The sequence below is a fragment of the Fontimonas sp. FW305-C-3 genome (assembly GCF_058783185.1).
Window position 1 is genome coordinate 667962 of the sequence record NZ_JBYSYK010000004.1, and the last position, 22050, is coordinate 690011.

The window sequence follows — 22050 nt, forward strand, 5'->3', positions numbered from 1 at the left end:
CCTTGTGTCAGGCCCCGGATCGATCTTGTCGACAATCGCCTGGCCTGTCCAGGCACGAACATGACCCCCAGCTTTATGCGCCCGCGAGAATCTCGCCGACCGCGGCGGAGCCGTAGAATCCCTCGAGCTGGCGGCGCACGAACGCGTCGAGCAGCTTCTTGCGCTTGAGCACCTTGAGCACATGCGGCGCGTAATGCATCGCCTCGGCGAGCATGATGTCGCGGCTGATGCCGAGATCCTCGAGCAGCTGGCTCAGCGTCGAGTCGCCATAGGCCTCGAAGAATGCGTCGATACCGGCATCGATCAGCGCCGTGTAGATCTCGGTCTTGCGCAGCTCGCGCCAGTACTCGTAGCCGATGACGAACAGGTCCTCGACGTCGTCGGCGCCGATGTCTTCGCGCAGGCTGCCGATCGGCGTGAACTTGACCTTGTCCCAGATCTCGCGCGCCATGTCGCGCAGCGCCTTCTCGTTCAGATGCTCGAGGACGAACTCGGCACTGGTCTTGGCAGTAGCCTCGACGCTGCGCGAGACATACTTCTTGAGGCTCTCGTCGAGCGAGTTCTCGAGGCCCGGCGATGCCTTGTTCATGACGCTGCGGCCGAGCTTCATCACCGAGCCGGCGCCCGGGATGTTGCGCGTCACTTCGCCGCTGCGGGCGAGGTAGCCCTTGATGCCGTTGTAAAGCAGATCCGACGCAAAGGCGATGTAGATCGGACTGCTGGCCGCCTCGCGCACCAGTTTCTCGCGTAGCGTGCGCAGCTCCAGCAGCTTGTCGATGAACTCGGTATAGCGGACGTGGCTGACGACGTCCTTGGGCGCGGTGCGGTCGAGAATCTTGTGCGAGTACGCTGCCTGCGCGATGTCGGTGACCAGTGCCGGCAGGCCGCCGCCGAGTTCGATCCGCGCGGCGTAGGTGTGCGCGGTGTCCTTGATCATCCGCGGGGTGACGACATCCTTGAGCTTGAGCTTGCCGGCATCGACCAGCAGGCGGTCGAGCTCGGCGGCAATCAGTGACTGCAGCTTGTCGCCGGTCAGGTGCTCGACGATGTAGCTGACGTGGGCATCGAGCAGGGACTGGGCGAGATCGTTCTTCTTCTTGGGCATTTGCGGTTCGGGCCTGAGCCATCGTGGAAGGCGGCGCTACCGTAGCGCGCCGTCGGGGCAGGGGCATTGACCCTGCGGCGCGACAGTGTTGCGCCAAAGCCAGCGAACTTGCCAGTGCCCGCGGCAAGGATGGTAGTTTGTGCGTGGATTCGAAAACCGGTGGTGCTTCATGGTCATTCACAGGAACATTCGGGCGGCCTGCGTTGCCGCGCTCGCGGTGCTGCTGGGCGCTTGCGCCGCGCAGCCGCAGACGGCTGTCGTGCCGACCGCGGCGCCGGTGGCGGCCCCGGCCGTTGCGGAAGCCGACCCGGCCGCCGCCCTCGAACGGCTGTTCGCCGAATTCTGGGAAGAATCGCTGAAGCTGCGCCCGCTCTCCGCGACCTTCATCGGCGACACTCGCTACAACGACCAGCTGCCGAACGATCTGAGTGCCGAGTACCGCGCTGCCGAGCATGTCTTCGAGCAGCGCTGGCTGGCGCGCATCGAGGCGGTCGATGTCGCCCGCCTGTCGCCCGGCGATCGGCTCAGCGTCGAGATGTTCAAGCACGATCGCCGCGAGTTCCTCGACGGCGAGCGCTTCCCCGGGCATCTGATGCCGCTCAACCAGTTCTACGGTTTTCCGGCGACGCTGGCACGGCTCGGTTCCGGCGCGTCGGCGCAGCCCTTCGCGACGGTCAAGGACTACGACAACTGGCTCGCGCGCGGTGCGCAGGCGCCGGCGATGTTCGACCAGGCGATCGCCAACATGCGCGAGGGCGTCGGTCAGGGCGTCGTGCTGCCGAAGGTGCTGGTCGAGAAGATCATTCCGCAGCTCGATGCGCTGATCCTCGCCGACCCGACCCAGACGCTGTTCTGGAAACCGATCGAGAAGCTGCCCGACAGCTTCGGCGCGACCGAGCGTGGCCGTCTGAGCCTCGCCTACACGCAGATGATCGCGAAGCAGCTGATGCCGGCGTACCAGCGCCTGCGCGACTATCTGCGCGACGAATATCTGCCGAAGGCGCGCAGCACGGTGGGCCTCGACGCGCTGCCGGACGGCGCCGCCTGGTATGCCTACAACGTCCGCAGCATCACGACGACCGATCTGACGCCGGCGCAGATTCATCAGACCGGCCTTGACGAAGTCGCGCGCATCCACCAGGAGATGCGCCGCGTGATCGCCGAGCTGGGCTTCAAGGGCGACATGCAGGCGTTCTTCAAGTACCTGGCGACCGATACCAAGTTCCAGTATCCCAGCGAGCAGGCCCTGCTCGACGACTACAACAGCCTGCGCGCGCGCGTCGATGCCGGTGCCGACAAGCTGTTCTCGGTCAGGCCCAAGGCCGGATTCGAGATTCGCCCGGTCGAAGCTTTCCGTGCGAAGTCCGCGGCCGGCGGCTCCTACCAGACGCCGAGCGAGGATGGCTCGCGGCCCGGCATCTTCTACGTCAACACCTACGATCTGCCGAGCCGCAACACCTGGGACAGCGAAGACCTGTATCTGCACGAAGCGATTCCCGGGCATCACTTCCAGCTGGCGATCCAGCAGGAGCTGGTCGGTATCCCGGCCTTCCGCCGTTTTGGCCGTTTCACCGCGTTCGTCGAGGGCTGGGGCCTGTACGCCGAGACGCTCGGCAAGGAGCTCGGCGTCTACACCGACCCTTACTCCTACTTCGGCTATCTGCAGAACGAGCTATGGCGCGCGATCCGTCTGGTCGTCGATACCGGCCTGCACAGCAAGCAGTGGACGCGCGAACAGGTGATCCGCTACATGCTCGACAACTCGGCGAGCAGCGAGACCCAGGCGATCGCCGAGGCCGAGCGCTACATGGCGATTCCGGGCCAGGCCGTCGCTTACAAGATCGGCCAGCTGAGAATCACCGCGCTGCGTGCCAAGGCCGAGCAGGCGCTGGGTCCGAAGTTCGATATCCGCGGTTTCCACGCCGAGGTGCTGAAGGACGGTGCGGTGCCGCTCGATGTGCTCGATCAGAAGATCGATCGCTGGATTGCAGCGCGCAAGCGCAGCTGAGCGGAACTCGCCGATCATGGAAGACGTGCTCGACATCACGCCGGCGATTCAGCTGCCGCTGCGCGAGATCGAATTCACCGCAATCCGCGCCCAGGGCGCGGGCGGTCAGAAGGTCAACAAGACCTCGAGTGCGGCGCAGCTGCGGTTCGATTCGGCGGCGTCTTCGCTGAGCGACGAATGCAAGCAGCGCTTCAGCGAACTGCGCGATTCACGGATCGCGGCGGACGGTGTGGTCGTCATCAAGGCGCAGCGTTTCCGCAGCCTGGAGCAGAACCGCGAAGACGCCCTGCAGCGCCTGGCCGAGCTGATCCGCAAGGCCGCGTTCGTGCCGCGCACGCGCAAGGCGACCAAGCCGACGCGCTCCTCGCAGCGCAAGCGGGTGGACAGCAAGACCCAGCGTGGCCGGGTCAAGGCTTTGCGGGGACGCCCCACTGACTGAGTCAGCTGCGCCGACACCAGGGCTGTTCACCAGCGCGGACTATCTCGAGCCGCTGATTGCGAGCGGCTGCGTGACACCCGACAGCGGCTGGACCGCCGTACCCCTGCTGCTTTCGGAGACGGTGCAGGCGCCGTGCTATCTGAAGACCCATTCCTGGGGCGAGTTCGTCTTCGACTTCCAGATCGCCCAGGCCTACGAACAACAGGGGCTGGCCTATTACCCGAAGCTGGTCTGCTGCGTGCCGTTCACGCCAGTGCCCGGGCCGCGTCTGCTGGCGCCCGACGACAGTGGCCGTCATGCGCTCGCCGAAGCCTTGGTCGCGCATGCCGAACGCTGGTCGGCGTCGAGCGTGCACGTGCTGTATCCGGCGGCGCCCGACGTCGAAGTGCTGCAGGCCCGGCATTGGCTGACGCGCGAGCAGATGCGTTACCTGTGGCGCAATCGCGGGTACAGGGACTTCGAGGCGTTCGCCGAGGCGCTGTCGTCGAAGCGGCGCAAGAATCTGCGCCGTGAGCGCCGCCAGGTCGCTGCTTCCGGCTTCGAGATCGGCTGGCTGCGCGGCGATGCCCTCAGTGCGACCGACTGGCGGCGCGTCTGGCAGCTGTATGCGAATACCTATCGCGTGCGCGGGCAGCAGCCGTATCTCAATCTGGAATGCCTGAAGCAGTGGGCCGCGCGCCTCGGCGAGCGCATGCAGTTCTGCCTCGCCCGCCGCGACGGCGAGCTATGCGCGATGGCGTTCTTCTTCCGCGATGGCGGCACGCTGTACGGCCGGCACTGGGGCGCCGATGTCGATGAGCCGCTGCTGCATTTCGAGCTGTGCTACTACCGCGGTATCGAGTACGCGATCGAGCAGGGCCTGGATTGTTTCGATGCCGGCGTGCAGGGCGAGCACAAGTTGCTGCGCGGCTTCGATCCGGAGCGCGCGTACTCGATGCATCACTTCCGCCATCGCGGCATGCATGAGGCGATTGCGCGTTACTTCGGACGCGAGCGCGAGGCGATTGCCGAACAGATCGCCGCATATGCGGCGCACAGCGCCTATCGGGAAGCCTGAATCAGGGCTTGTGGGCGGGCCAGCTGAACAGCGCCAGCGCGGCGAGCGTCACCGACACCAGTCCGATCCAGGTCGCGAAGTTGAATTCGCTCGCGGCGACACCGAGCAGCGCGGCTACCGCGGCCAGCACTGCCAGCGTCATCTCGATCTGCTGCCCGAGTGGCCAGGTCGAGACGCGGAACTGCAGCTTGCCGGCGCGGTAACGCCAGATGGCGAGGCCCAGCAAGGCAGCGATGGCGGCGACGAGCAGCAGGCGAATCATGGCGATCAGTAGTGGGGAGGCAGTTCGTCTTCAGCCGTGCCCTTGTGCACGCTGTCGATGCCGCGCGCGATGCGGTTGGCGAGTTCGCGGCAGACGCGCTCGAGACGTTCGATCTGCTGAGATTGCTCGGCGACGATCTGGTTGAGTTCCTGCAGCGTCGCTTCCTGATAGGCGAGACGGGTTTCGAGATCGATCAGGCGGTTTTCCATGACGGCAGATTACCAGCGCAGCAGGATCGAACCCCAGGTCATGCCGCCGCCCACGCCTTCGAGCAGCACCAGATGACCCGGCTGGATACGGCCGTCGCGCACCGCCTTGTCGAGCGCCAGCGGCACGGAAGCGGCGGAGGTATTGCCTTGCTGCGCGACGGTCGTGACCACGCGCTCGCGCGGCACTTTCATCTTGTCGGCAGTCGCGTTGATGATGCGCAGGTTGGCCTGATGCGGGACGAACCAGTCGAGATCGGTGCCCTTGAAGCCATTGTGCTCAAGCGCCTCGCGCGAGCACTCGTCGAGCACGCGCACGGCGAGCTTGAACACCGCCTGGCCGTCCATCTCCAGAAAAGGATTGCCGCGCACCTTGCCTTCGGCAATGCCGCCGGCGACGCGCAGGATGTGGCCGTAGCTGCCGTCCGAATGCAGATGGCTGGAATAGATGCCGGGCTGCTCCGACTGCTTGATGACGACCGCGCCGGCGCCGTCGCCGAACAGCACGCAGGTGCGGCGATCGTTCCAGTCGAGCAGGCGCGAGAACACTTCGGCACCGACGACCAGCGCACAGCGGTGCGCGCCGCTGGCGACGAACTTGTCGGCGACGGCGAGCGCGTAGATGAAGCCGGTGCAGACGGCCTGTACGTCGAATGCGGCGCCCTGCTTGATGCCGAGCTTGTCCTGGAGGATGCAGGCGGTCGACGGAAACACCATGTCCGGCGTTGTCGTCGCGACGACGATGAGGTCGATATCGGCCGCGCCGACGCCGGCGGCTTCCATCGCGCGCTGCGCCGCCTTGAGGGCGAGATCGCTGGTCAGTTCGCCTTCGGCCGCGACATGGCGCGCCTCGATGCCGGTGCGCGACACGATCCATTCGTCGCTCGTCGAGATGCGCGACTCGAGTTCCTGATTCGTGACGATGCGATCCGGCAGATAGCTGCCGGTGCCGATGATTTTGGAATAGGCCATCCGGCAAGCTTAGCCGATACGCCTGGGCCGGCGGCTCGGGCGGCGCCGGCGCAAAGCTCAGGCTTTGCCGGATTTCGCCGCCGGTCATGGGCAACCGCAGCTGCAGGCAACGCTCGGGGCGAGGGGAAAGCTGGCGAATCTTGCGGCCGATCGGCCGCGAGACCGGGTACTGCTCGGTAACCGCTTGTTCTAGAATCGGCCATCCCGTGCACCCGCCATCGTGGCGGCCAAAACCCAATCGCGTGCCTCATGACTCCATTCAAAACCTTGAAGTGGTCTTCCCTCTGCTTGTGCCTGCTGGCGCCGTTGTTCGCGCCGCTGGCCTGGGGCTCGGCCGAACCTGCCGCGTTTGGCGGCATCCTGACCGCGCACAACCAGCCGCGTGTCGCGCTGGGCCTGCGCCCGCTGCAATGGTCGGACGAAGCCGCCGCGGTCGCGCAGGGCTGGGCCAACCAGCTGGCGACCCAATCCTGCCGCGCCGCCTACAACCCGGATCCCCTGCGCCGCGAGCGATACGGCGAAAACATCCTGCGCGCCTACAGCAGCGAGCCGTACCAGGGTTGGCAGCGCACGCCGGCGGAAGTCGTCGGCCGCTGGGCTGCCGAAGGGCAGAAGTACGATCACAAGACCCATCAGTGCATGGACCGCGGCGGCACGCAGTGCGGCCAGTACCTGCAGATGATCTGGGAAGAAACGGAAGTTGTCGGCTGCGGCCGCGCGCGCTGCGAAACCGCCGAGGTCTGGGTCTGCAACTACACGCCGCGTGGCCTGCAGGAAGGCCTGAAGCCCTACGGCAAGCCGGCACCGACGCCGGAGCCGGAGGTTGTCGTCAGCGCGCTGGAGTGCAAGGCGGTCGGTCCGGGTGTCGATCTGCCCGTCGATTGAGCGCCTGTAACGGCGCCGGAGCGAAGTCGTGATTTTCAGTGAAGTGCTGGACAGCGTGCGGCCGTCGTCCGACGGCTTCGTCGCGGACATCGGCGAGGATTGGCTGCAGGGGCGTACCGCTTTCGGTGGTCTGCAGACCGCGCTGGCGGTGCGGGCGCTGCGCGAGCTGGTCGGCAACGCCGCGCCGCTGCGCGTCGTGCAGACGACATTCATGGCGCCGGTGCCCGGCGGCGTGGCGCAGCTGCAGCCGCGCGTGCTGCGGGTCGGCAAGTCAGCCACGCATGCGGAGTGCCGCATCGTGCTCGACGGACAGGTGCTGTGCCTGGTCATCGCGGTGTTCGGCGTCGCGCGCGAATCGACGATCCAGATCGCGCCGGTGCGCCCCGACAAGCTGTCGGCGGAACAGGCCAAGGAGCTGCGCTACGTGGCCGGCATCACGCCGGCGTTCACGCAGCATTTCTCGATGCGCTGGGCCGAAGGCGGATTCCCCTTCAGCGGCGCCAGCGAGCCGCATACCTCGATTCACGTCGCCCACCGCGATCCGCAGACGCTGGGCGAGGGTCATGTGATCGCGCTCGCCGATACGGTGCCCAGCCCCGGACTGTCGCTGCTGAAGAAGCCGTCGATGGCGAGCTCGATGACCTGGACGCTGGAACTGCTCGATCACGAAGCGGACTTTCCGCATGACGCCCACTGGCGCATGGATACCGAAGTCACCGCGGCGGCCAGCGGCTACATGGCGCAGAGTGCTTCGCTGTGGAATCCGCATGGAAAGCTCGCCGCGCTGAGCCGGCAGTCGGTGGTCGTTTTCGGCTGAGTCGTCCCGAACACTGGAGAAAACACATGCGCAACACTGCCTTCATCCGTCGCTGCTGCATCGGTCTGGCGCTGGCCTGCGCCGCATGGAATGCGAGCGCCGCCGAGCAGGTCATCGACTACAAGATCGGCGGCCAGTCGTATCGCGGCTATGCCTACTACGACGACACGATCAAGACGCCACGGCCGCTGCTCGTGCTGATTCCGAACTGGCTCGGCACCACCGCAGAGAATCGCGAGCAGGCGGCGATGATTGCCGGCTCGGATTACGTCGTCTTCGTCGCCGACATGTACGGCGCCAAGGCGCAGCCGGATGGCCCGGAAGCGGCCGGCAAGCTGGTCGCCTCGCTGTATGGCAATCGCCCGTTGCTGCGTGAACGCGTCGTCGCCGCCAAGGCCACGGCGCTCGGCGCCATCACGAAGAACAAATTGCCCGCCGACGCGAGCAAGGTCGCCGCGATCGGCTTCTGCTTCGGCGGTGCGACGGCGCTGGAGCTGGCGCGTACCGGCGACGACATCGCCGCGGCCGTGTCCTTCCACGGCAACCTCTCGCTGCCGGCCGGCAAGGAGACATCGTCGCCGATCAAGGCGCGCGTACTCGCCCTGCATGGCGACGTCGATCCTTATGTTCCGGCCGAGCAGGTTGCTGCTTTCGAGACCGAGATGCGCGGCGCCAATGTCGATTGGCAGCTGGTGCGTTTCGGCGGCGCGGTGCATTCGTTCACCGACGTCCACGCCAATCAGCCGGGCAAGTCGCAGTACGACGCCAAGGTGGCGAGCCGCGCCTACGAGATGATGCGCGACTTCCTGCGCGAGGCGTTCGCCGCGCGTTAGGTCGAATCTCGCTGCAGTAATGTCTACTGCAGCAGCGAAGCGATCACCGCCTGCTGCAGCGCCGTCCAGGTCGCGCTGGCCGGCGCGACCGGCTCGAAATGGCCGGCGTTGGTCGTGATGCCCAGGGTGACCTTGTCGCCTTTCTTGCGTGCGCTCTCGGCGTACTTGAGCACAAGGTCGGACGGCGTCAGCGGATCCCGTGCGCCATGGACGAACCACTGCGGAACGCCCAGCGGAAAACGCAGTGCCGGAATTTTCGTGCCTTCGGGAATGGTCGGGCAGGTGGATTCGCCCGCCTTCGCCGGCAGCTGCGTGACTGCGGCGAGGCCGATGACGCCCTGCACCGGCAACGGTTTGCCGACATACAGCGCGTCGGTCTTGCCGAGCTTGGGCCGGGTGGCCAGCCACATCGCCAGTTGTCCGCCCATCGCATGACCGCTGCTGACAACCCGTTTGAGATCCAGCGAATGCGCCGGCGCCAGCGTGCGCAGGAAATCCGTCGCGAGGGCGACGTCGCTGTAGGCATTGCCCCAATCCGCTGCCGACGTGGGCTTGCGGTACTCGATGTTCCAGGTTGCGACGCCGAGGTTCGCCAGCGCATTGGCCAGCGGCCGCAGATAAGCCATGCCTTCGTCGCCGCTCCAGCAATCGCCGTGAATCAGGATGAGCACCGGAAAGGGACCGTCGATGCCGGGCGGCACGCGCAGCTCGCCGAACTGCTGCGCATCGGTGCCGTAGGGCAGCGGCGGCAGCGGCGGCGGCGCGGGCAGATCGTTGATGTCGCCCCAGCTCAGCAGGTCCTCACTGGAGCCGCCGTCCGCCGGGGCGGTCGGACCGGCGGTGCCGCAAGCGGTGACGAAAGCAGCGAGCAGCGCTGCGGCAAAGATTTTTTGCATCTAACGGAACCAGGGTGCGGCAAGGCGGAGGCGCAGTATGCCTACTGTCTTGTTGGTTGGGTAACATCTGCCCGCCCGGTGCGGACGAGCTGCAGACACTCGATCCGCAACGCGAAAGGCAGGGCTAGGAGCCTTTCGTCGCGGTCGGCGCGCCGCTGTTTTTGATGACCTCGAGCTTGCCGCTGGCGAACGTCTCCAGGCGCTTCTGCGGATCGTCCGGATTCGGCCGCGTGACGAAGCTGTTGACCGTGGAGGTCGCCAGGTCAAGGACTTCGCTGCTTGTGCTGCCCGACAGCGGATCCACCGTATTGACGAAGTAAATGCCCGGAGCCACGGTCCGCAGGATGACCGTCTCGACACCCTGGTCGCCGCGCCGCATGCCGCTGAGCAGCTTCCAGCGGACCTGGTTTTCACTGACAAAGCTGCGCTCGATGTATTCGCCGTCCGGCAGCGCATAACGCAAGGTCAGACCGAGAATTTCGCTCGGACCTTCGGCCACTCGCGGCGGCGCCGTGCCGCCGGCAATGCGCGTGAAGACAGAGAGGCTGAGAAACAGCGCCAGCAGGCCGGCCAGCGCGCGCTTGAGGCTGCGGGATGAAGAGGTCTGCAGTTTTCGATCAGTTGTAATGATCTGCATTTTCTTATATCTATCAGTGCGTTAATCGAGTTCGACAGCTCGGGGGGCTGGCGCCTGCGCGGGCAGGGAGTTCGGTTCTCGGCGCCCGGATACAGGCTGGCTGTCGGCCGATGCGAACGCAGAACCTAAGTTACTGACACTCCCTCGGCCGATTGGTTGCGCTGCCCGTGAAGTCGCCTGCACCCGGCGACCGTCCAATTCATCGACCGATGTCCTTGATCGGCATGGAAAAGGCCCCCCAGGCCGAAATATCGCTTGCCAAACTCGACAACTTGTCCTAGTTCGGTTAACGTGCTCCTCGCAGTCGTTTCAAGCAGTGGACTCAGCGCGGTTGTCCGGCCATCGTTAGGTCGGCAAGATTTCCCCCGATGCCTTCCTTGATCGTATGCACCCCACAGGCGGTTAAGCCTGTTTTTCTAAATCAGCAAGGAATGTATCCATGAGCAATGTTTCCACGGGCACCGTGAAGTGGTTCAACGAAGCCAAGGGCTTCGGTTTCATCACCCCGGCCGACGGCGGTGAAGACCTCTTCGCACACTTCAAGGAAATCCAGGGCACGGGCTTCAAGACCCTGGCCGAAGGTCAGAAGGTCGAATACAAGGCGCAGCGCGGCCCGAAGGGCATGCAGGCGACCCAGATTCGCCCGCTCTAAGCCTTAACAGGTCTAGACAAGAAGCCGCGACGCAAGTCGCGGCTTTTTTGTTGCGCACTCCAAAACGCGACGGCAATAAAAAACGCCCCGACCAGTGGGGCGTTCTCAATATCGACGGCAGCCGCCTCGATCAGTTGCGATACCCCTTGACCCGGACCTTGAAGTCCATCGCCGGACCCGGCGTCGGTGCGGTCTTGGTCTTCAGCACGTAATTCGGCGATTCCAGTTCCAGGTCGAGCTTGTGGAACAGGCGCGCCATCGACAGCGCGATCTGCACCTCGGCGAGGCTCTTGCCCAGGCAGGTGTGCGGGCCGCGACCGTAAGGCGAATAAGCACCCGACTGCAGATGCTCGGCGCGCGGCTTCTGGTAGCGGTCGATGTCGAACTTCATCGCGTCCGGGTAGTACTCGTTCATGAAGTGCGGGACCGAAGTGCCGATGTAGATCATCTCGCCGGCCTTGATCTGGTGCCCTTCGAAGACGAAGTCCTTCGTCGCGGTGCGCATCTGCGCGACGGCGATCGGGTACAGGCGCATCGTCTCCATGATCGCGCCCTGCAGCGCCGGCAGCTTCTTCATCAGGCCGTCTTCGGTGACTTCGCCTTCAGCGAACAAGGCATCGACCTCGGCGTGCACGCGGGCCTTCACTTCCGGATGCTTGAGCACCGTGTAGACGATCGCCGCGGTGGTGTTGGCGACCGTGTCCAGGCCGGCCACATACGGGCCGGTGAGCGTCACGATCAGGTTGTTTTCCGGCATCACTTCCGGCTGTTCGACATGCGCCGCGTAGACATCGTCGATCAGGTTGCGCTCTTCCGGCTGGATCTTGCCGTAGCGCGCCTTGGCGTTGGCGATCATCTGCTCGCCGAGTTCGAACACGCGCGCCTTGGCCTTCTTGTACTGCGGGCGCTTGAGGAGAATCTTCGGACGCTGGCGGGTCACCAGCACGTTGAGGATGTAGAGGATCGTCGTGCGGATGTCCTTGACGTACTCCAGCGGCGCGGCGCCGGTCAGGATCGTGCCGAGCTGGTCGACGACCATGTACTGCATCGCCTCGACGACCTCGATGTCCTTGCCGACCGGCCAGTCGCGCTTCATCGCGCCGTCGGTGATCGCCACCAGCTCGTTGTAGCGGCCCTTGATCGACTCCTTCGAGTAGCCGTTGCGCATGATGTCGCGCAGCTGCTTGTGGCTCTCGCCGTCTTCGCCCGTGAGGATCTTGGTGGCGCCGTATTCGTTGACGAGGCCCTGCCAGAACTCCTTGGAGCGCAGGCATTCCTTGCCCTCGCGGGTGCCGAGGAAGTTCGCCGCTTCGACGCCGGCCATCAGCACGTACTTCTCGCCCAGCACGGACAGGCGGCAGACCGGGCCGTACTTGCGATAGCAGTCGACGAAGAACTGCGCGGGATCCTTGGCCAGACCGGGCAGGCTGCCGATCAGGGGCCAGCCGGCAACATGCGGCGTTTCGCGGGACGGCAGGGTTTCGGTCGCAGTCGACACAGACAGTCTCCTAGAAGCTTCCCGTAATTTTGAGAAGCTGATTCAATAATTGTTGGAATGCGTTTTAGCAGACCGCGCCAGCGCTCGTACTCCCCCCTTTGGATGAGGTCGATCGAAGTTACTGACGCCGACCCGTTTGGGCGGTGCCGGGCCCGCCCTGAACTATGGGAAACTGCGGCACTCGAAGTCCTGGCATTCTGACCCCCACAGATCGATATACCGCCATGAACCGTCGCCCCTGGTTGGGTTTTCTGCTGGTCCTGCTGGTGTTGACCGGCGGCGCTGTCTGGTACTGGTACAAGGGCTTGCCGCAGCCCGAGCCTTTGCTGCCGGTGCAGGCGCCGGCCGAATCCATCAGCCCCGAACCGACCGAACCGGGCATCGCGCATCCGATGACCACCGGCGAGGCCGAGGCGGCGGACGCCGCCAATGGCGCGGCCGATACCCCGCTGCCGGCGCTCGACGAAAGTGACTCTGCGCTGGAGGATTCCCTCAAGCAGGCTTTCGGCGCACCGCCGATCGAGGCCTTCCTGATTCCGGACAAGCTGATCCGGCGCATCGTCGCGACGGTCGACAGCCTCGACAACGATCCGCCGCCGCTCAAATGGCGGCCCATCCAGCGGGTCGAGGGCCGGCCGGTGGTGGCACGCAACGGCGATGCGCTGATCCTCAGCGTCGAGAACGACGATCGTTACGACGCCTATGTGTCGGCGCTGGAAGCCGCCAACACCCAGGTGCTGGTCAAGGTCTATCGCCGCTACTACCCGCTGTTCCAGCGCGCCTACGAAGAGCTCGGCTACCCGAACCGCTACTTCAATGACCGCGTGGTCCAGATCATTGATCACCTGCTGGGAACGCCGTCGGTGGCGCCGCCCATTGCGCTGGTCCAGCCCAAGGCCTTGTACCAATTCGCCGATCCGCGACTGGAGGACATGTCATGGGGCCGCAAACAGTTGATTCGCATGGGCCAGACTCATGCCGAGACCGTCAAGGGCAAGCTGACCGAAATCCGCGCGGCAATCACCGCCGGCAGTCCGGTGCCGCGATGAGCCGCCTGCTCGCATTGCTGCTGACGCTGGGTTTGAGCGCCTGCGCGACGCTGACGCCGTATCAGCCGGTGAACGGCGGATATGGTTACTCGGAACAGAAGCTCGACACCGATCGCTACCGCGTCAGCTTCGCCGGCAGCGCCGCGACCCCCAAGCAGACGGTCGAGAACTACCTGCTGTTCCGCGCCGCCGAACTGACGCTGGTCAATGGCGGCGAGCACTTCATCGTCAGCAACTCGACGATGCAGGCCGAGGGCGACAACAGTCCGAGCATCGGCATTGGGCTCGGCGGCTTCCGCTTCGGCGGCAGCGGTGGCCTGGGGATCGGCGTCGGCACCAGTACCAGCGCCGGCGGCGAGCGCATCGCCTGGCGCGGGCAGGCCGACATCCTCATCCGCAAGGGGCCAAAGCCGGAAGGCGCGACGGATGCCTATAACCCGCGCGAGCTGATCAACAACCTCGATCCGCTGATCCAGCGTCCGGCGGCGAAGTAGGCGGCGGCCTTTTCAGCCTGAAGGCAGATTGACCTGCAGCATCTCGATCAGCCGCCGCTTCATCGGAATCACCCAGTTCGTCTTCAGCGTCGCCGACAGCAGGCCGGCGGCTTCCAGTTCATCGCACAGGTGCATCTGGTGGGCGAGGTCGAACAGGTCCAGCTGCTCGATGAAACGGCCTTCATCGTCGACGGTGATGAACGACACCCCTGGCGTCTGGAAGTAGCTGCCGTCGGCGCGCGTGCCCGGGCCGCGGTTCCACCAATGCGTGATGATGCGGTTGCCGTTCGTCGTGTAGCGCTCGATCGGAAAACTCCAGCCTTCCCAGCCGACGCGCATGTCGCGTCCGTAGTGGGTCGCCCGGATTTCGTCGCGGGTCGAGGCGTGCACGCGCAGCGTGCCGCCGTATTCGCAGATGTACTCGCAGCGCTCGGCATAGAAAGCGTCGGCAATCCATTCCCATTCGTTGCGGCGGGCGGCTTCGACGAATGCGGCCTGCATTTCCGCGGCGCGCGCCGCCACCTGTGCTGCGCTGATTGCCATGTCCGATCCTCCATTGCGGCGAGCTGATACCCGCATGCTCGGAGATCGAAAAAAAAGACGCCTCGTCCATATGCGGGAACGGCCGTCGGCATGTTAGCGTTCTGTTACCGATGGTCGGTTCAGGGGGAGAAGCAGATGAAACAGATCGTGATGGGGGTGTTGCTGGCGGTGTGCTCGACGTCGCTGTTGGCGGGCAAGCCTTGCGAGGAACTCGGTGCGGAAATTTCCGCGAAGCTCGACGCCAAGGGCGTCAAGAACTACACGCTTGAGGCCGTGGCGACCGACAAGGTCGGCGCCGACCAGACCGTGGTCGGCAGCTGCGATGCCGGCAAGAGCAAGCTGGTCTACAGCCGCGGCAAGGCGTCCAGCGCGCCGGCGCCAGCAGCCACGCCGGCTGCGGCTCCTGCCGCGACGCCGACGAACTAGGCCGCGGCTTCGAGTTCCTCCAGTGCATCGCGGCTGTAGACCGCGATGCGCTGGAGATGCGGCAAGGTGTCGCGGCTGCCGATGAAGCCGAAGTTCAGCGTGTCGATGTAGCTGACGACGGTGATGTTCAGGCCATAGCCCTGAAACGGAATCGACAGCGGGTAATAGGCGTCCAGCTTGAAGCCGCGGAAGTACAGTGCCTGCTTGGGGCCCGGCACGTTCGAGATCACCACGTTGAACGCCGGGCGTACGCGCCCCGCGGCGCCGGGGATCTGCGACAGCATCAGCGGCGCCATCAGCAACGCGCTGTACTGCATGATGCCGGCCTTGGTCATTCCCGATAGTTGAGCTTTCGCAAGCTGGGTCGACGCGATGATCGTGCGAATCCGCTCGCCCGGATCCTCGACGTCGGTCGCCAGCGTCGCGAGGATCGCGCCGACCGCATTGCCGCCGCCCGGATCGTCCTTCGGCCGGATGTTGACCGGCAGCATCGTCGTCAGGGGCTTGTCCGGCAATTCTCCGAGTTCCGACAGCAGGCGTCGCAGCGCGCCGGCGCACAGCGCGAGCACGACATCGTTGAGCGTGCCGCCATGCGCCTTGGCCGCCTTCTTCAGGCGCTCCACCGAGAACTGCTGTGTCGCGAAGCGGCGGTTGCGGCCGATCTTCTGGTTGAGGATGGACTTGGGCGCCTGCATCGGCGCAATCAGCGAGCTGTCCTTGCGCCGCAGCGTCGTCGTCAGCGCCTTGGTGATGTTGCGCGTCGTGCCGATCTGCTCGCGCGCCATCGCCAGCAGCGCTTCCATCGTCGGTGCCGGAGTCGCGGCGGCTTTCTCGCGCGTCGGCGGCTTGCGCGTGAAGAACATCGGCGTTTCGCGCTCATCCGCGCTGTGCGACAGGCTGCGCGACAACAGCGCGATGCCGGTGTAGCCATCGACCAGCGCGTGATGGACCTTCAGGTACATCGCGAAACGCCCGCCTTCGAGGCCTTCGATGATGTGCACTTCCCAGGGCGGTCGATGGAAATCGATGCTGTGGCTGTGCAGACGCGAGACGAGAATGCCGAGTTCGCGCTCGTCGCCCGGCGCCGGCAGTGCGGACCGTCGCACGTGGTACTCGACATCGAAGTTGCTGTCTTCGACCCAGGCCTGCAAGGGATTGGCGACGAAGTTCGGATGCTTGAGCTTCAGGTTCCAGGGCGCGTACGCGGTGGCTTCACCACGCATCTCGTCCATCAGCTTGCGCAGCAGATCGGCATCGGCATCGGGCGGCGGCTGGAATTGCATCAGCGCGCCGACATGCATCATCGATTCGCGCGATTCCGCCGCCAGGAACGTCCAGTCGAGTGGATTGAGTCGCTTCGCTGTGGCCATGGTTCTCCCCCGGCACGCGCTGATTTATGGGTGCAACGAAAGTTCTACGGCCATCATAGGCGCAGAGGCAGCCGCGACGCCAAGCTCAGGCAGGATCGGGTTGTGGAATTCGCTGAAAGCCCATTTGCGCCGGCGCATCGGCCAGATCGAGGCGTCCCAGCGCCAGGACCTGTGCGCCGAGCCGGAGGCTCAGCGCCGTGGCGGAACCGCTGGGCTGGGCGAGCGCAGCGACGATGTCGTCCTCGCTCGCCGCCGCGTCATCCTTGCGCAGGCGCTGCAGCAGCCATTCGAGATCCTGATCATCGAGCGCCGCTGGGCCCGCTGCGGTCTGCAGCAGCAGGCCGCCGTTCTCATCCAGCCATGCGGCGCCGGCTTCGGTCACCGCGACATCGGTGTGCGTCCGCAGCCTGCCGTCCGGTTCCGCGCGCAGCACCAGCGGTGCCGACGCGACGTTCACATAACCGCGCTGCGGCCCGTTCTGGAAATACCAACGACCGGCCGCGTCGGCTTCGTAGTTGCGTTTGATGGTGTCGATGATCTGCGGCCGCGTGATCAGCTCGCCCTTGATCGTCCAGCGCCCGCGCCGGTCCAGGCCGAGCCAGCCATACAGCGCCGGGACGTTCGGCCAGCGTTCGAGTGCGCGATGGACCCAATCTTCCATGGCGGGCTTACAGGCCTCGGGCCGAGTGCTGAGGCAGGAACGACACATCCATGTAGTGCTTCCTCGGTTTGTCCGGATCGATGTAAACCGTCAGCTGCTTCGGTGCAAGGGCCGTCGGGTCGGTCCACAGGTTCTCGCTGCTGAACACGTAGGCCTTTCGGGTCAGCGAATCTTCCCATTGGGCAGTGATGCGCCAAGGCGACACGCCGTCGACCCGCAAGCTGTCGTTGCGTTCAATGCTGAGCAGCCGCGCCAATACCGGGCGCCCTTCGACCTTGAGCCGCCGCCGCGATGAGCTGCTCAGCTTCTGCCCGACCAGCACCGCCGTTGCCACGCCGGCGAACAGCGTGCCCAGGATGCCGAAGATCAAAGGGCCGAGCCAGAGCTGGAAGAAGCTGTCGATCCTGGCGTCTTCGGGGGCTGCCGGATCGTAGATGACGCGGACCGGTGCGCCGATCGAGAAATCCGGCGGGTAGCTGCTGACGCTGGACGTGAACTCGATGTCGCGCCGCTGTGCCGTATCGAAGCGAACGCGCGGCGCATAGGTGTAGCCATCGTCATCGCTGGACCGACGCTGCACCAGTTCGATGACGGTGCCGGACGCGGTGCCAGCGCGCGCCATGAAGCCGCGCGTTGCGTCGATCATCCACGCCGCGGTGGCGAGCAGGGCCACGCCGATCAGCAGGAACACCAGAAGGATGCGCGATCCGGTGGCTGCCGTGCGGATACTCATGGCGCGTCCTCGCGTTCGATGTGGAGAATCCGGGCCCGGTGCGCCGCAAGCCAGCGCTCAGACCTGCCGGGATCGAACGGACTCAGCCTCGCGCAAACCATGACGACATCCATGACAGCCTCGCCGGATCGCCTCTGCGGCGATCATAGCCTGCGGCGTCGCGGGCCACAGGGCTGGCCATGGCGCGGCGCCGAACTACCATGACGCATCCTGTATCCGCCACGAGTTCACGATGACTATTTTCGACCGTCTCATCTCCGGCCAGCTTCCGGCCAGCTATGTCCACCAGGACGAACGCTGCGTCGCCTTCATGGACATCAATCCGATCAGCCGCGGTCATGTGCTGGTCGTGCCGCGCGTGTCGAAGCCGACGCTGGCCGAACTCGATGCGGCGCTGAGCGATCACCTGTGGCGGGTGGCCCAACGCATCGCGCTGGCCCAGCAACGCGGCCTGGGCAGCAAGGCGCAGCATTTTCTCGTCAACGACGGCAAGGCGGCCAGCCAGACCGTGCCGCATGTCCATCTTCACGTCATTCCGCGCTATGCCGGCGACACGCTGCAGACGCTGAGCAAGCTGGTCTGGCATATCACGACCTTGACGGTTCGCCGCCCGGAGACCGCGGCGCGGCGCCAGCGGCTCGACGAGCTCGCCCGGCTGATCCGCGCGCAACTCGCCGAGTGAGTCGGTGCAGGCTCAGGTTTTGAGCCTGCGGCGGCGCAGACTTGGTCCCGTGAGTGCCGAAGCTCACATCCTCCATGTTGGCCGCCGGTTCGCCCGGCGGCCTCTTTTGAGGCGCTACTCGACGACGGCGGACTGCTTCGAACGCAGGAACGACCAGGACAGGCCCACGGCCGCAGAGTAACCGTCTTCGCTGCGGAACAGCGGGCTGTCCGAGTTCGCGGCGCCGGCGTAGTTGTAATAGCTGACCGACACGAAGCCGCGAATCGTGCGGCTCAAGGCGTAGCTCAGTCGCAGATTGAGATTGCTGCCGAGATAACCACCGTCCGCGGCATAGGCCGGGCGCTGGCCCGGAATCTCGAACTCCGGTGCGACGCTGTAGAAATATTCATGCAGGCGCGTGCTCGCGATATCGGCGCCCAAGGAAACGCGCAGGCTCAGCGCATCGTCCGCGATCAGCTGCTGACGCCAGGCGACTTCCGGGCCGAACAGCACGCCGCGCCAGCTCAGATCCGGGTCGCCGATCGACAGCACGCCGCGCAGCGGCAGGTTGACGTAGATCTTCGAGCGCGGCTGCGGGCCGTCGAAACTCAGTGCCAGGTTCGGACCCAGTTCCACCAGGTAACCCAGGTCCGGCATGTCCTTGCGGGCGTCCGAGCCGTCCGAGTCGCTGGACAGCGCACCGCTGCCGCTGATGTTGAGCTCGACGTTCGGCGTCAGCGCGCGGCGCAGGCGCGAACCGCGCTCGTCGCTGCGCAGTACGGTGCCGTAGTAGACGAAGTAGGGCAGCGGCGCCGCCAGCGTGCGGTATTCGTCCGAACCCGGATAGTCGGCGACGGTGAACGCACCCGCGGCGATGCCGGCCTCCCAGCGCGGATGTACCGGGTCCTTCGACTCCGCCGATTCCGCAGGTGCGGCACTCGGTGTCTGCGCCGCCGCAGATCCGACCGCGCCGAGGAACAGCAGCGCCGCCACAGCGCCGGAGCACTTCATGCGGCGGCCCTCGCTTTTTCGATGATCTCGTAGGCGCCGGTAATTTCCCGCGTGCGCTGCTCCGCCATCGCCCGCATGCTTTCCGGCAGACCCTGGCCGGCAAGCTTGTCCGGATGGTTCTGGCTCATCAGGCGCCGGTAGGCCTTTTTCAGATCGGCATCGCTGACCGAGGCCGGCACGCCGATCACGCGATAGGCCTCGTCGAGCTTCTGTGCCGACGACACGCCGCCGCGACCGGCCGAACTGGCCCCGCCGCCGCGCAGCATCGATTCGAGCTGGCCGATCTCCGCTTCGCTGAGGCCCAGCCCGCGGCCGATGCGCAGCAGCATCGCGTGTTCATGCGCATGCACGCGCCCGTCCGCCGCCAGCGCCGACAGCTGGACCTGGATGAACATCTGATGCAGCACGCGTTGGCCGCGGCTGGCGGCGGCGAAGCGCGCCACCTCGGCATCGAGGTCGAAGTCGGCCGACTTGCCGCGAGCGAACGCCGCCTTGGCGGTTTCGCGCGCCGCCGGCGACAGGCGGAACTGTGCGAAAAGCGTCTCGGCCAGGCGGATCTCCTCGTGCGTGACCTGACCGTCGGCCTTGCTGACCGCGCCCATCACGGCGAACGTCGACTCGACGAACTGTGCCTGCGCCGCCGTGGCGGCACCGACGACGCGCTGCACCGAACTGCGCAGGAATTGACTGACGAAGTAGCCAATGGCCGCGCCGATCAGGGCGCCACGCCAGCCATAAAAAGCCAGGCCCAGGAAGGCGCCGATCAGGATTGCGGGATTCATTGGCACAATTTTAGCGGGTTTCGTTTGCGGCCCCGGGACGAAACCTGTGGGAAATGGCTGAAATCCGCATGGGAAAAGGCTTTGCAGCACATTGACGGGTGCCGCCGGGGAGCCCTCTGAGGTACCCTTTGCAGACCAGATTTCCACCTTTCCTGCCTTTTCACCTTAGCGATTGGAGTCCCTGCAATGCCTAGCTACACCCCCCCTTTGCGCGACATGCAGTTCGTCCTGCACGAGATGCTCAATGTCGAATCGCACCTGAAGAAATTGCCTCCGCACGCAGACATCGACGTCGCGACGATCGACTCGGTTCTGGAGGAAGGCGGCAAGTTCTGCGCCGAAGTCCTGTTCCCGCTCAACCAGGTCGGCGACCGCGAAGGTTGCAAGTACCTCGGTGACGGCGTGGTCAAGACGCCCACCGGCTTCAAGGAAGCCTACGAAAAGTTCGTCGAAGCCGGCTGGGGTGCGCTCGGCATGGACCCGGACTACGGCGGCCAGGGCCTGCCGCACGTCATCCACAGCGCCTTCATGGAAATGATGAACTCGGCCAACCAGGCCTGGACCATGTACCCGGGCCTCAGTCACGGCGCCTACAACGCGCTGCATGCGTTCGGCACGCCGGAGCAGAAGGATCTGTATCTGCCCAAGCTGGTCTCCGGCGAGTGGACCGGCACGATGTGCCTGACCGAATCGCATGCGGGCACCGACCTCGGCATCCTCAAGACCAAGGCCGAGCCGAACGGCGATGGCTCCTACGCGGTCACCGGCACCAAGATCTTCATCTCGGCCGGCGAACACGACATGTCGAAGAACATCGTCCACCTCGTGCTCGCGCGCTTGCCGGATGCGCCGCAGGGCACCAAGGGCATCTCGCTGTTCATCGTGCCGAAGTTCATTCCGGACGCGACCGGCAAGCTCGGCGAGCGCAACAAGTTCAAGTGCGGCTCGATCGAACACAAGATGGGCATTCACGGCAACGCCACCTGCGTGATGAACTTCGACGGTGCGCAGGGCTGGATGGTCGGCGCGCCGAACAAGGGTCTCAACGCGATGTTCGTCATGATGAACAGCGCGCGTCTGGGCGTCGGCATGCAGTCGGTCGGCCTGGCTGAAGTCGCGTACCAGAACTCGCTGGCTTACGCGAAGGACCGTCTGCAGTCGCGTTCGCTGACGGGGCCGAAGGCGGCGAACAAGCCGGCCGATCCGATCATCGTCCACCCGGACGTGCGTCGCATGCTGCTGACGCAGAAGGCCTACGTCGAAGCCGCGCGCGCCTTCAGCTATTGGGCCGGCCTGGCGATCGACCGTGAGCACAAGCACCCGAACGAAGCGACGCGCAAGGACAACGCGGACTTCGTCGCGCTGCTGACGCCGGTCATCAAGGGCTTCATCACCGACAACGGTTACGAGTCGACGACGCTGGCGATGCAGGTGCTCGGCGGCCATGGCTACATCGCCGAATGGGGCCTTGAGCAGCACGTGCGCGATGCGCGCATCAACATGATCTACGAAGGCACCAACACGATCCAGGCACTCGACCTGCTCGGCCGCAAGGTGCTCGCCGACGGCGGCGCCAAGCTGATGAAGTTCGGCAAGGTGATCCAGGAGCTGATCAAGTCGCACGCCGAAAACCCGGCGATGAAGGAATTCTGCGATCCGCTCGCCGCACTGCTTGGCGAAGTGCAGAAGCTGACGATGGAAATCGGCCAGAAGGCGATGAAGAACCCGGACGAGGTCGGCGCCGCCGCCGTGCCCTACCTGCGCGTCATCGGCCACCTGGTGTTCTCGTTCGCCTGGTGCTACGCCGCCGGCGTCGCGACCGCCAAGCTCGATTCGGGCGACAGCTTCTACAAGTCCAAGTTGCTCACTGCGCGCTTCTATTTCGCCAAGCTCTACCCGGAATCCACCGCGATGATCCAGCAGGCGCGTTCGGGCAGCAAGGCGCTGATGGAGATGGAAGAAGCGCTGTTCTAAGCAGGGCTTCGCGGCACGAAAAAGCGCGCCTTTGCCGGCGCGCTTTTTTTGTGGGTGGGTTTTGCGTGCATCCTCTGCC

General features: G+C 65.3%; 25 protein-coding genes. 12 read left to right on the plus strand and 13 right to left on the minus strand.

Annotation, left to right across the window (positions count from 1 at the left end; translation table 11 throughout):
* Window positions 1-73: 73 nt before the first annotated feature.
* Window positions 74-1105 (minus strand): hypothetical protein, encoded by a 1032-nt coding sequence (locus AC3WUF_RS18455; protein ID WP_492428313.1) that lies wholly within the window; start codon window positions 1103-1105, stop codon window positions 74-76.
* A gap of 169 nt (window positions 1106-1274) precedes the next feature.
* Between AC3WUF_RS18455 and AC3WUF_RS18460 the strand changes: the two genes are divergently transcribed.
* The 3 genes from AC3WUF_RS18460 to AC3WUF_RS18470 are packed head-to-tail and all read left to right on the plus strand — an operon-like array spanning window position 1275 to window position 4609.
* The gene (locus AC3WUF_RS18460; RefSeq protein ID WP_492428315.1) at window positions 1275-3113 is read left to right on the plus strand and encodes a DUF885 domain-containing protein; all 1839 of its coding nucleotides are present in this window, start codon (window positions 1275-1277) and stop codon (window positions 3111-3113) included.
* Between the two features lie 16 nt (window positions 3114-3129).
* Window positions 3130-3552: an alternative ribosome rescue aminoacyl-tRNA hydrolase ArfB gene (gene arfB, locus AC3WUF_RS18465; RefSeq protein WP_492428317.1), complete on the plus strand. Its 423-nt coding sequence runs from the start codon at window positions 3130-3132 to the stop codon at window positions 3550-3552.
* Window positions 3512-4609, plus strand: coding sequence for a GNAT family N-acetyltransferase (locus tag AC3WUF_RS18470; protein WP_492428319.1), 1098 nt, complete (start codon window positions 3512-3514; stop codon window positions 4607-4609). Before arfB ends, AC3WUF_RS18470 begins: the two co-directional genes overlap by 41 nt.
* Before the next feature lies 1 nt (window position 4610).
* Here the strand turns inward: AC3WUF_RS18470 and AC3WUF_RS18475 are convergent, their stop codons facing one another.
* The 3 genes from AC3WUF_RS18475 to AC3WUF_RS18485 are packed head-to-tail and all read right to left on the minus strand — an operon-like array spanning window position 4611 to window position 6049.
* Entirely contained in the window at window positions 4611-4871 is a 261-nt protein-coding gene (locus AC3WUF_RS18475; protein ID WP_492428321.1) for a hypothetical protein, read from the minus strand.
* A 5-nt stretch (window positions 4872-4876) separates the two neighbouring features.
* The gene (locus AC3WUF_RS18480) at window positions 4877-5080 is read right to left on the minus strand and encodes a SlyX family protein (protein ID WP_492428323.1); all 204 of its coding nucleotides are present in this window, start codon (window positions 5078-5080) and stop codon (window positions 4877-4879) included.
* A 9-nt stretch (window positions 5081-5089) separates the two neighbouring features.
* Entirely contained in the window at window positions 5090-6049 is a 960-nt protein-coding gene (locus AC3WUF_RS18485) for a beta-ketoacyl-ACP synthase III (RefSeq protein WP_492428325.1), read from the minus strand.
* A gap of 249 nt (window positions 6050-6298) precedes the next feature.
* On the opposite strand from AC3WUF_RS18485, the gene AC3WUF_RS18490 reads away from it, so the two are divergent.
* Genes AC3WUF_RS18490 through AC3WUF_RS18500 form a run of 3 tightly spaced genes read left to right on the plus strand, consistent with a single transcriptional unit; the run spans window position 6299 to window position 8584 of the window.
* Window positions 6299-6934: a CAP domain-containing protein gene (locus AC3WUF_RS18490; protein WP_492428327.1), complete on the plus strand. Its 636-nt coding sequence runs from the start codon at window positions 6299-6301 to the stop codon at window positions 6932-6934.
* Window positions 6935-6962: 28 nt separating this feature from the next.
* Window positions 6963-7751, plus strand: a complete 789-nt coding sequence (locus AC3WUF_RS18495; RefSeq protein ID WP_492428329.1) for an acyl-CoA thioesterase — start codon at window positions 6963-6965, stop codon at window positions 7749-7751.
* Window positions 7752-7777: 26 nt separating this feature from the next.
* On the plus strand, window positions 7778-8584 hold the full coding sequence (locus AC3WUF_RS18500) for a dienelactone hydrolase family protein (RefSeq protein WP_492428331.1): 807 nt from the start codon (window positions 7778-7780) through the stop codon (window positions 8582-8584).
* 23 nt (window positions 8585-8607) lie between these two features.
* Here AC3WUF_RS18500 and AC3WUF_RS18505 read toward each other — a convergent pair whose 3' ends face one another.
* Window positions 8608-9480, minus strand: a complete 873-nt coding sequence (locus AC3WUF_RS18505) for an alpha/beta hydrolase (RefSeq protein ID WP_492428333.1) — start codon at window positions 9478-9480, stop codon at window positions 8608-8610.
* Between the two features lie 124 nt (window positions 9481-9604).
* Window positions 9605-10117, minus strand: coding sequence for a MoaF N-terminal domain-containing protein (locus AC3WUF_RS18510; RefSeq protein ID WP_492428335.1), 513 nt, complete (start codon window positions 10115-10117; stop codon window positions 9605-9607).
* Window positions 10118-10556: 439 nt separating this feature from the next.
* Here AC3WUF_RS18510 and AC3WUF_RS18515 point away from each other — a divergent pair, with 439 nt between their 5' ends.
* The gene (locus AC3WUF_RS18515) at window positions 10557-10769 is read left to right on the plus strand and encodes a cold-shock protein (RefSeq protein ID WP_492428337.1); all 213 of its coding nucleotides are present in this window, start codon (window positions 10557-10559) and stop codon (window positions 10767-10769) included.
* 130 nt (window positions 10770-10899) lie between these two features.
* Here AC3WUF_RS18515 and AC3WUF_RS18520 read toward each other — a convergent pair whose 3' ends face one another.
* A complete protein-coding gene (locus tag AC3WUF_RS18520) occupies window positions 10900-12267 on the minus strand; it encodes a cytochrome P450 (RefSeq protein ID WP_492428339.1) in 1368 nt (455 codons plus the stop codon).
* Between the two features lie 224 nt (window positions 12268-12491).
* Between AC3WUF_RS18520 and AC3WUF_RS18525 the strand changes: the two genes are divergently transcribed.
* Window positions 12492-13316, plus strand: a complete 825-nt coding sequence (locus tag AC3WUF_RS18525) for a DUF3014 domain-containing protein (protein ID WP_492428341.1) — start codon at window positions 12492-12494, stop codon at window positions 13314-13316.
* Window positions 13313-13810 carry a CC0125/CC1285 family lipoprotein gene (locus tag AC3WUF_RS18530; protein WP_492428343.1) on the plus strand — a complete coding sequence of 166 codons (498 nt, stop codon included), beginning with the start codon at window positions 13313-13315 and terminating at the stop codon, window positions 13808-13810. Before AC3WUF_RS18525 ends, AC3WUF_RS18530 begins: the two co-directional genes overlap by 4 nt.
* A 12-nt stretch (window positions 13811-13822) precedes the next feature.
* Here the strand turns inward: AC3WUF_RS18530 and AC3WUF_RS18535 are convergent, their stop codons facing one another.
* Window positions 13823-14353 (minus strand): nuclear transport factor 2 family protein, encoded by a 531-nt coding sequence (locus AC3WUF_RS18535; RefSeq protein ID WP_492428345.1) that lies wholly within the window; start codon window positions 14351-14353, stop codon window positions 13823-13825.
* 135 nt (window positions 14354-14488) lie between these two features.
* Here AC3WUF_RS18535 and AC3WUF_RS18540 point away from each other — a divergent pair, with 135 nt between their 5' ends.
* Entirely contained in the window at window positions 14489-14779 is a 291-nt protein-coding gene (locus tag AC3WUF_RS18540; RefSeq protein ID WP_492428347.1) for a DUF1161 domain-containing protein, read from the plus strand.
* Here AC3WUF_RS18540 and AC3WUF_RS18545 read toward each other — a convergent pair.
* The 3 genes from AC3WUF_RS18545 to AC3WUF_RS18555 form a co-directional block, all read right to left on the minus strand.
* Complete coding sequence (locus AC3WUF_RS18545; RefSeq protein WP_492428349.1) at window positions 14776-16149, minus strand: WS/DGAT/MGAT family O-acyltransferase; 1374 nt, start codon at window positions 16147-16149, stop codon at window positions 14776-14778. The genes AC3WUF_RS18540 and AC3WUF_RS18545 overlap by 4 nt on opposite strands.
* A gap of 85 nt (window positions 16150-16234) precedes the next feature.
* Window positions 16235-16810, minus strand: coding sequence for a DUF2946 family protein (locus AC3WUF_RS18550; RefSeq protein WP_492428351.1), 576 nt, complete (start codon window positions 16808-16810; stop codon window positions 16235-16237).
* 7 nt (window positions 16811-16817) lie between these two features.
* Window positions 16818-17543, minus strand: coding sequence for a DUF3592 domain-containing protein (locus AC3WUF_RS18555; RefSeq protein WP_492428353.1), 726 nt, complete (start codon window positions 17541-17543; stop codon window positions 16818-16820).
* Between the two features lie 232 nt (window positions 17544-17775).
* Between AC3WUF_RS18555 and AC3WUF_RS18560 the strand changes: the two genes are divergently transcribed.
* A complete protein-coding gene (locus tag AC3WUF_RS18560; RefSeq protein ID WP_492428355.1) occupies window positions 17776-18225 on the plus strand; it encodes an HIT family protein in 450 nt (149 codons plus the stop codon).
* A 114-nt stretch (window positions 18226-18339) separates the two neighbouring features.
* Here AC3WUF_RS18560 and AC3WUF_RS18565 read toward each other — a convergent pair whose 3' ends face one another.
* Both AC3WUF_RS18565 and djlA read right to left on the minus strand, forming a co-directional pair.
* A complete protein-coding gene (locus AC3WUF_RS18565; RefSeq protein WP_492428357.1) occupies window positions 18340-19215 on the minus strand; it encodes a MipA/OmpV family protein in 876 nt (291 codons plus the stop codon).
* Window positions 19212-19997, minus strand: coding sequence for a co-chaperone DjlA (gene djlA, locus AC3WUF_RS18570; RefSeq protein WP_492428359.1), 786 nt, complete (start codon window positions 19995-19997; stop codon window positions 19212-19214). The genes AC3WUF_RS18565 and djlA overlap by 4 nt, the downstream gene beginning before the upstream one ends.
* A gap of 186 nt (window positions 19998-20183) precedes the next feature.
* Between djlA and AC3WUF_RS18575 the strand changes: the two genes are divergently transcribed.
* On the plus strand, window positions 20184-21971 hold the full coding sequence (locus AC3WUF_RS18575; RefSeq protein ID WP_492428361.1) for an acyl-CoA dehydrogenase C-terminal domain-containing protein: 1788 nt from the start codon (window positions 20184-20186) through the stop codon (window positions 21969-21971).
* Window positions 21972-22050: the final 79 nt, after the last annotated feature.

Bases quoted from the DNA above. Each gene is read 5' to 3' on its own strand.
- arfB (WP_492428317.1), top strand. From the start codon at position 3,130: ATGGAAGACGTGCTCGACATCACGCCGGCGATTCAGCTGCCGCTGCGC.
- AC3WUF_RS18485 (WP_492428325.1), bottom strand. From the start codon at position 6,049: ATGGCCTATTCCAAAATCATCGGCACCGGCAGCTATCTGCCGGATCGC.
- AC3WUF_RS18560 (WP_492428355.1), top strand. From the start codon at position 17,776: ATGACTATTTTCGACCGTCTCATCTCCGGCCAGCTTCCGGCCAGCTAT.
- AC3WUF_RS18540 (WP_492428347.1), top strand. From the start codon at position 14,489: ATGAAACAGATCGTGATGGGGGTGTTGCTGGCGGTGTGCTCGACGTCG.
- AC3WUF_RS18550 (WP_492428351.1), bottom strand. From the start codon at position 16,810: ATGGAAGATTGGGTCCATCGCGCACTCGAACGCTGGCCGAACGTCCCG.
- AC3WUF_RS18555 (WP_492428353.1), bottom strand. From the start codon at position 17,543: ATGAGTATCCGCACGGCAGCCACCGGATCGCGCATCCTTCTGGTGTTC.
- AC3WUF_RS18510 (WP_492428335.1), bottom strand. From the start codon at position 10,117: ATGCAGATCATTACAACTGATCGAAAACTGCAGACCTCTTCATCCCGC.
- AC3WUF_RS18565 (WP_492428357.1), bottom strand. From the start codon at position 19,215: ATGAAGTGCTCCGGCGCTGTGGCGGCGCTGCTGTTCCTCGGCGCGGTC.
- AC3WUF_RS18475 (WP_492428321.1), bottom strand. From the start codon at position 4,871: ATGATTCGCCTGCTGCTCGTCGCCGCCATCGCTGCCTTGCTGGGCCTC.
- AC3WUF_RS18455 (WP_492428313.1), bottom strand. From the start codon at position 1,105: ATGCCCAAGAAGAAGAACGATCTCGCCCAGTCCCTGCTCGATGCCCAC.
- AC3WUF_RS18545 (WP_492428349.1), bottom strand. From the start codon at position 16,149: ATGGCCACAGCGAAGCGACTCAATCCACTCGACTGGACGTTCCTGGCG.
- AC3WUF_RS18505 (WP_492428333.1), bottom strand. From the start codon at position 9,480: ATGCAAAAAATCTTTGCCGCAGCGCTGCTCGCTGCTTTCGTCACCGCT.
- AC3WUF_RS18525 (WP_492428341.1), top strand. From the start codon at position 12,492: ATGAACCGTCGCCCCTGGTTGGGTTTTCTGCTGGTCCTGCTGGTGTTG.
- AC3WUF_RS18515 (WP_492428337.1), top strand. From the start codon at position 10,557: ATGAGCAATGTTTCCACGGGCACCGTGAAGTGGTTCAACGAAGCCAAG.
- AC3WUF_RS18460 (WP_492428315.1), top strand. From the start codon at position 1,275: ATGGTCATTCACAGGAACATTCGGGCGGCCTGCGTTGCCGCGCTCGCG.
- AC3WUF_RS18575 (WP_492428361.1), top strand. From the start codon at position 20,184: ATGCCTAGCTACACCCCCCCTTTGCGCGACATGCAGTTCGTCCTGCAC.
- djlA (WP_492428359.1), bottom strand. From the start codon at position 19,997: ATGAATCCCGCAATCCTGATCGGCGCCTTCCTGGGCCTGGCTTTTTAT.
- AC3WUF_RS18535 (WP_492428345.1), bottom strand. From the start codon at position 14,353: ATGGCAATCAGCGCAGCACAGGTGGCGGCGCGCGCCGCGGAAATGCAG.
- AC3WUF_RS18480 (WP_492428323.1), bottom strand. From the start codon at position 5,080: ATGGAAAACCGCCTGATCGATCTCGAAACCCGTCTCGCCTATCAGGAA.
- AC3WUF_RS18490 (WP_492428327.1), top strand. From the start codon at position 6,299: ATGACTCCATTCAAAACCTTGAAGTGGTCTTCCCTCTGCTTGTGCCTG.
- AC3WUF_RS18530 (WP_492428343.1), top strand. From the start codon at position 13,313: ATGAGCCGCCTGCTCGCATTGCTGCTGACGCTGGGTTTGAGCGCCTGC.
- AC3WUF_RS18500 (WP_492428331.1), top strand. From the start codon at position 7,778: ATGCGCAACACTGCCTTCATCCGTCGCTGCTGCATCGGTCTGGCGCTG.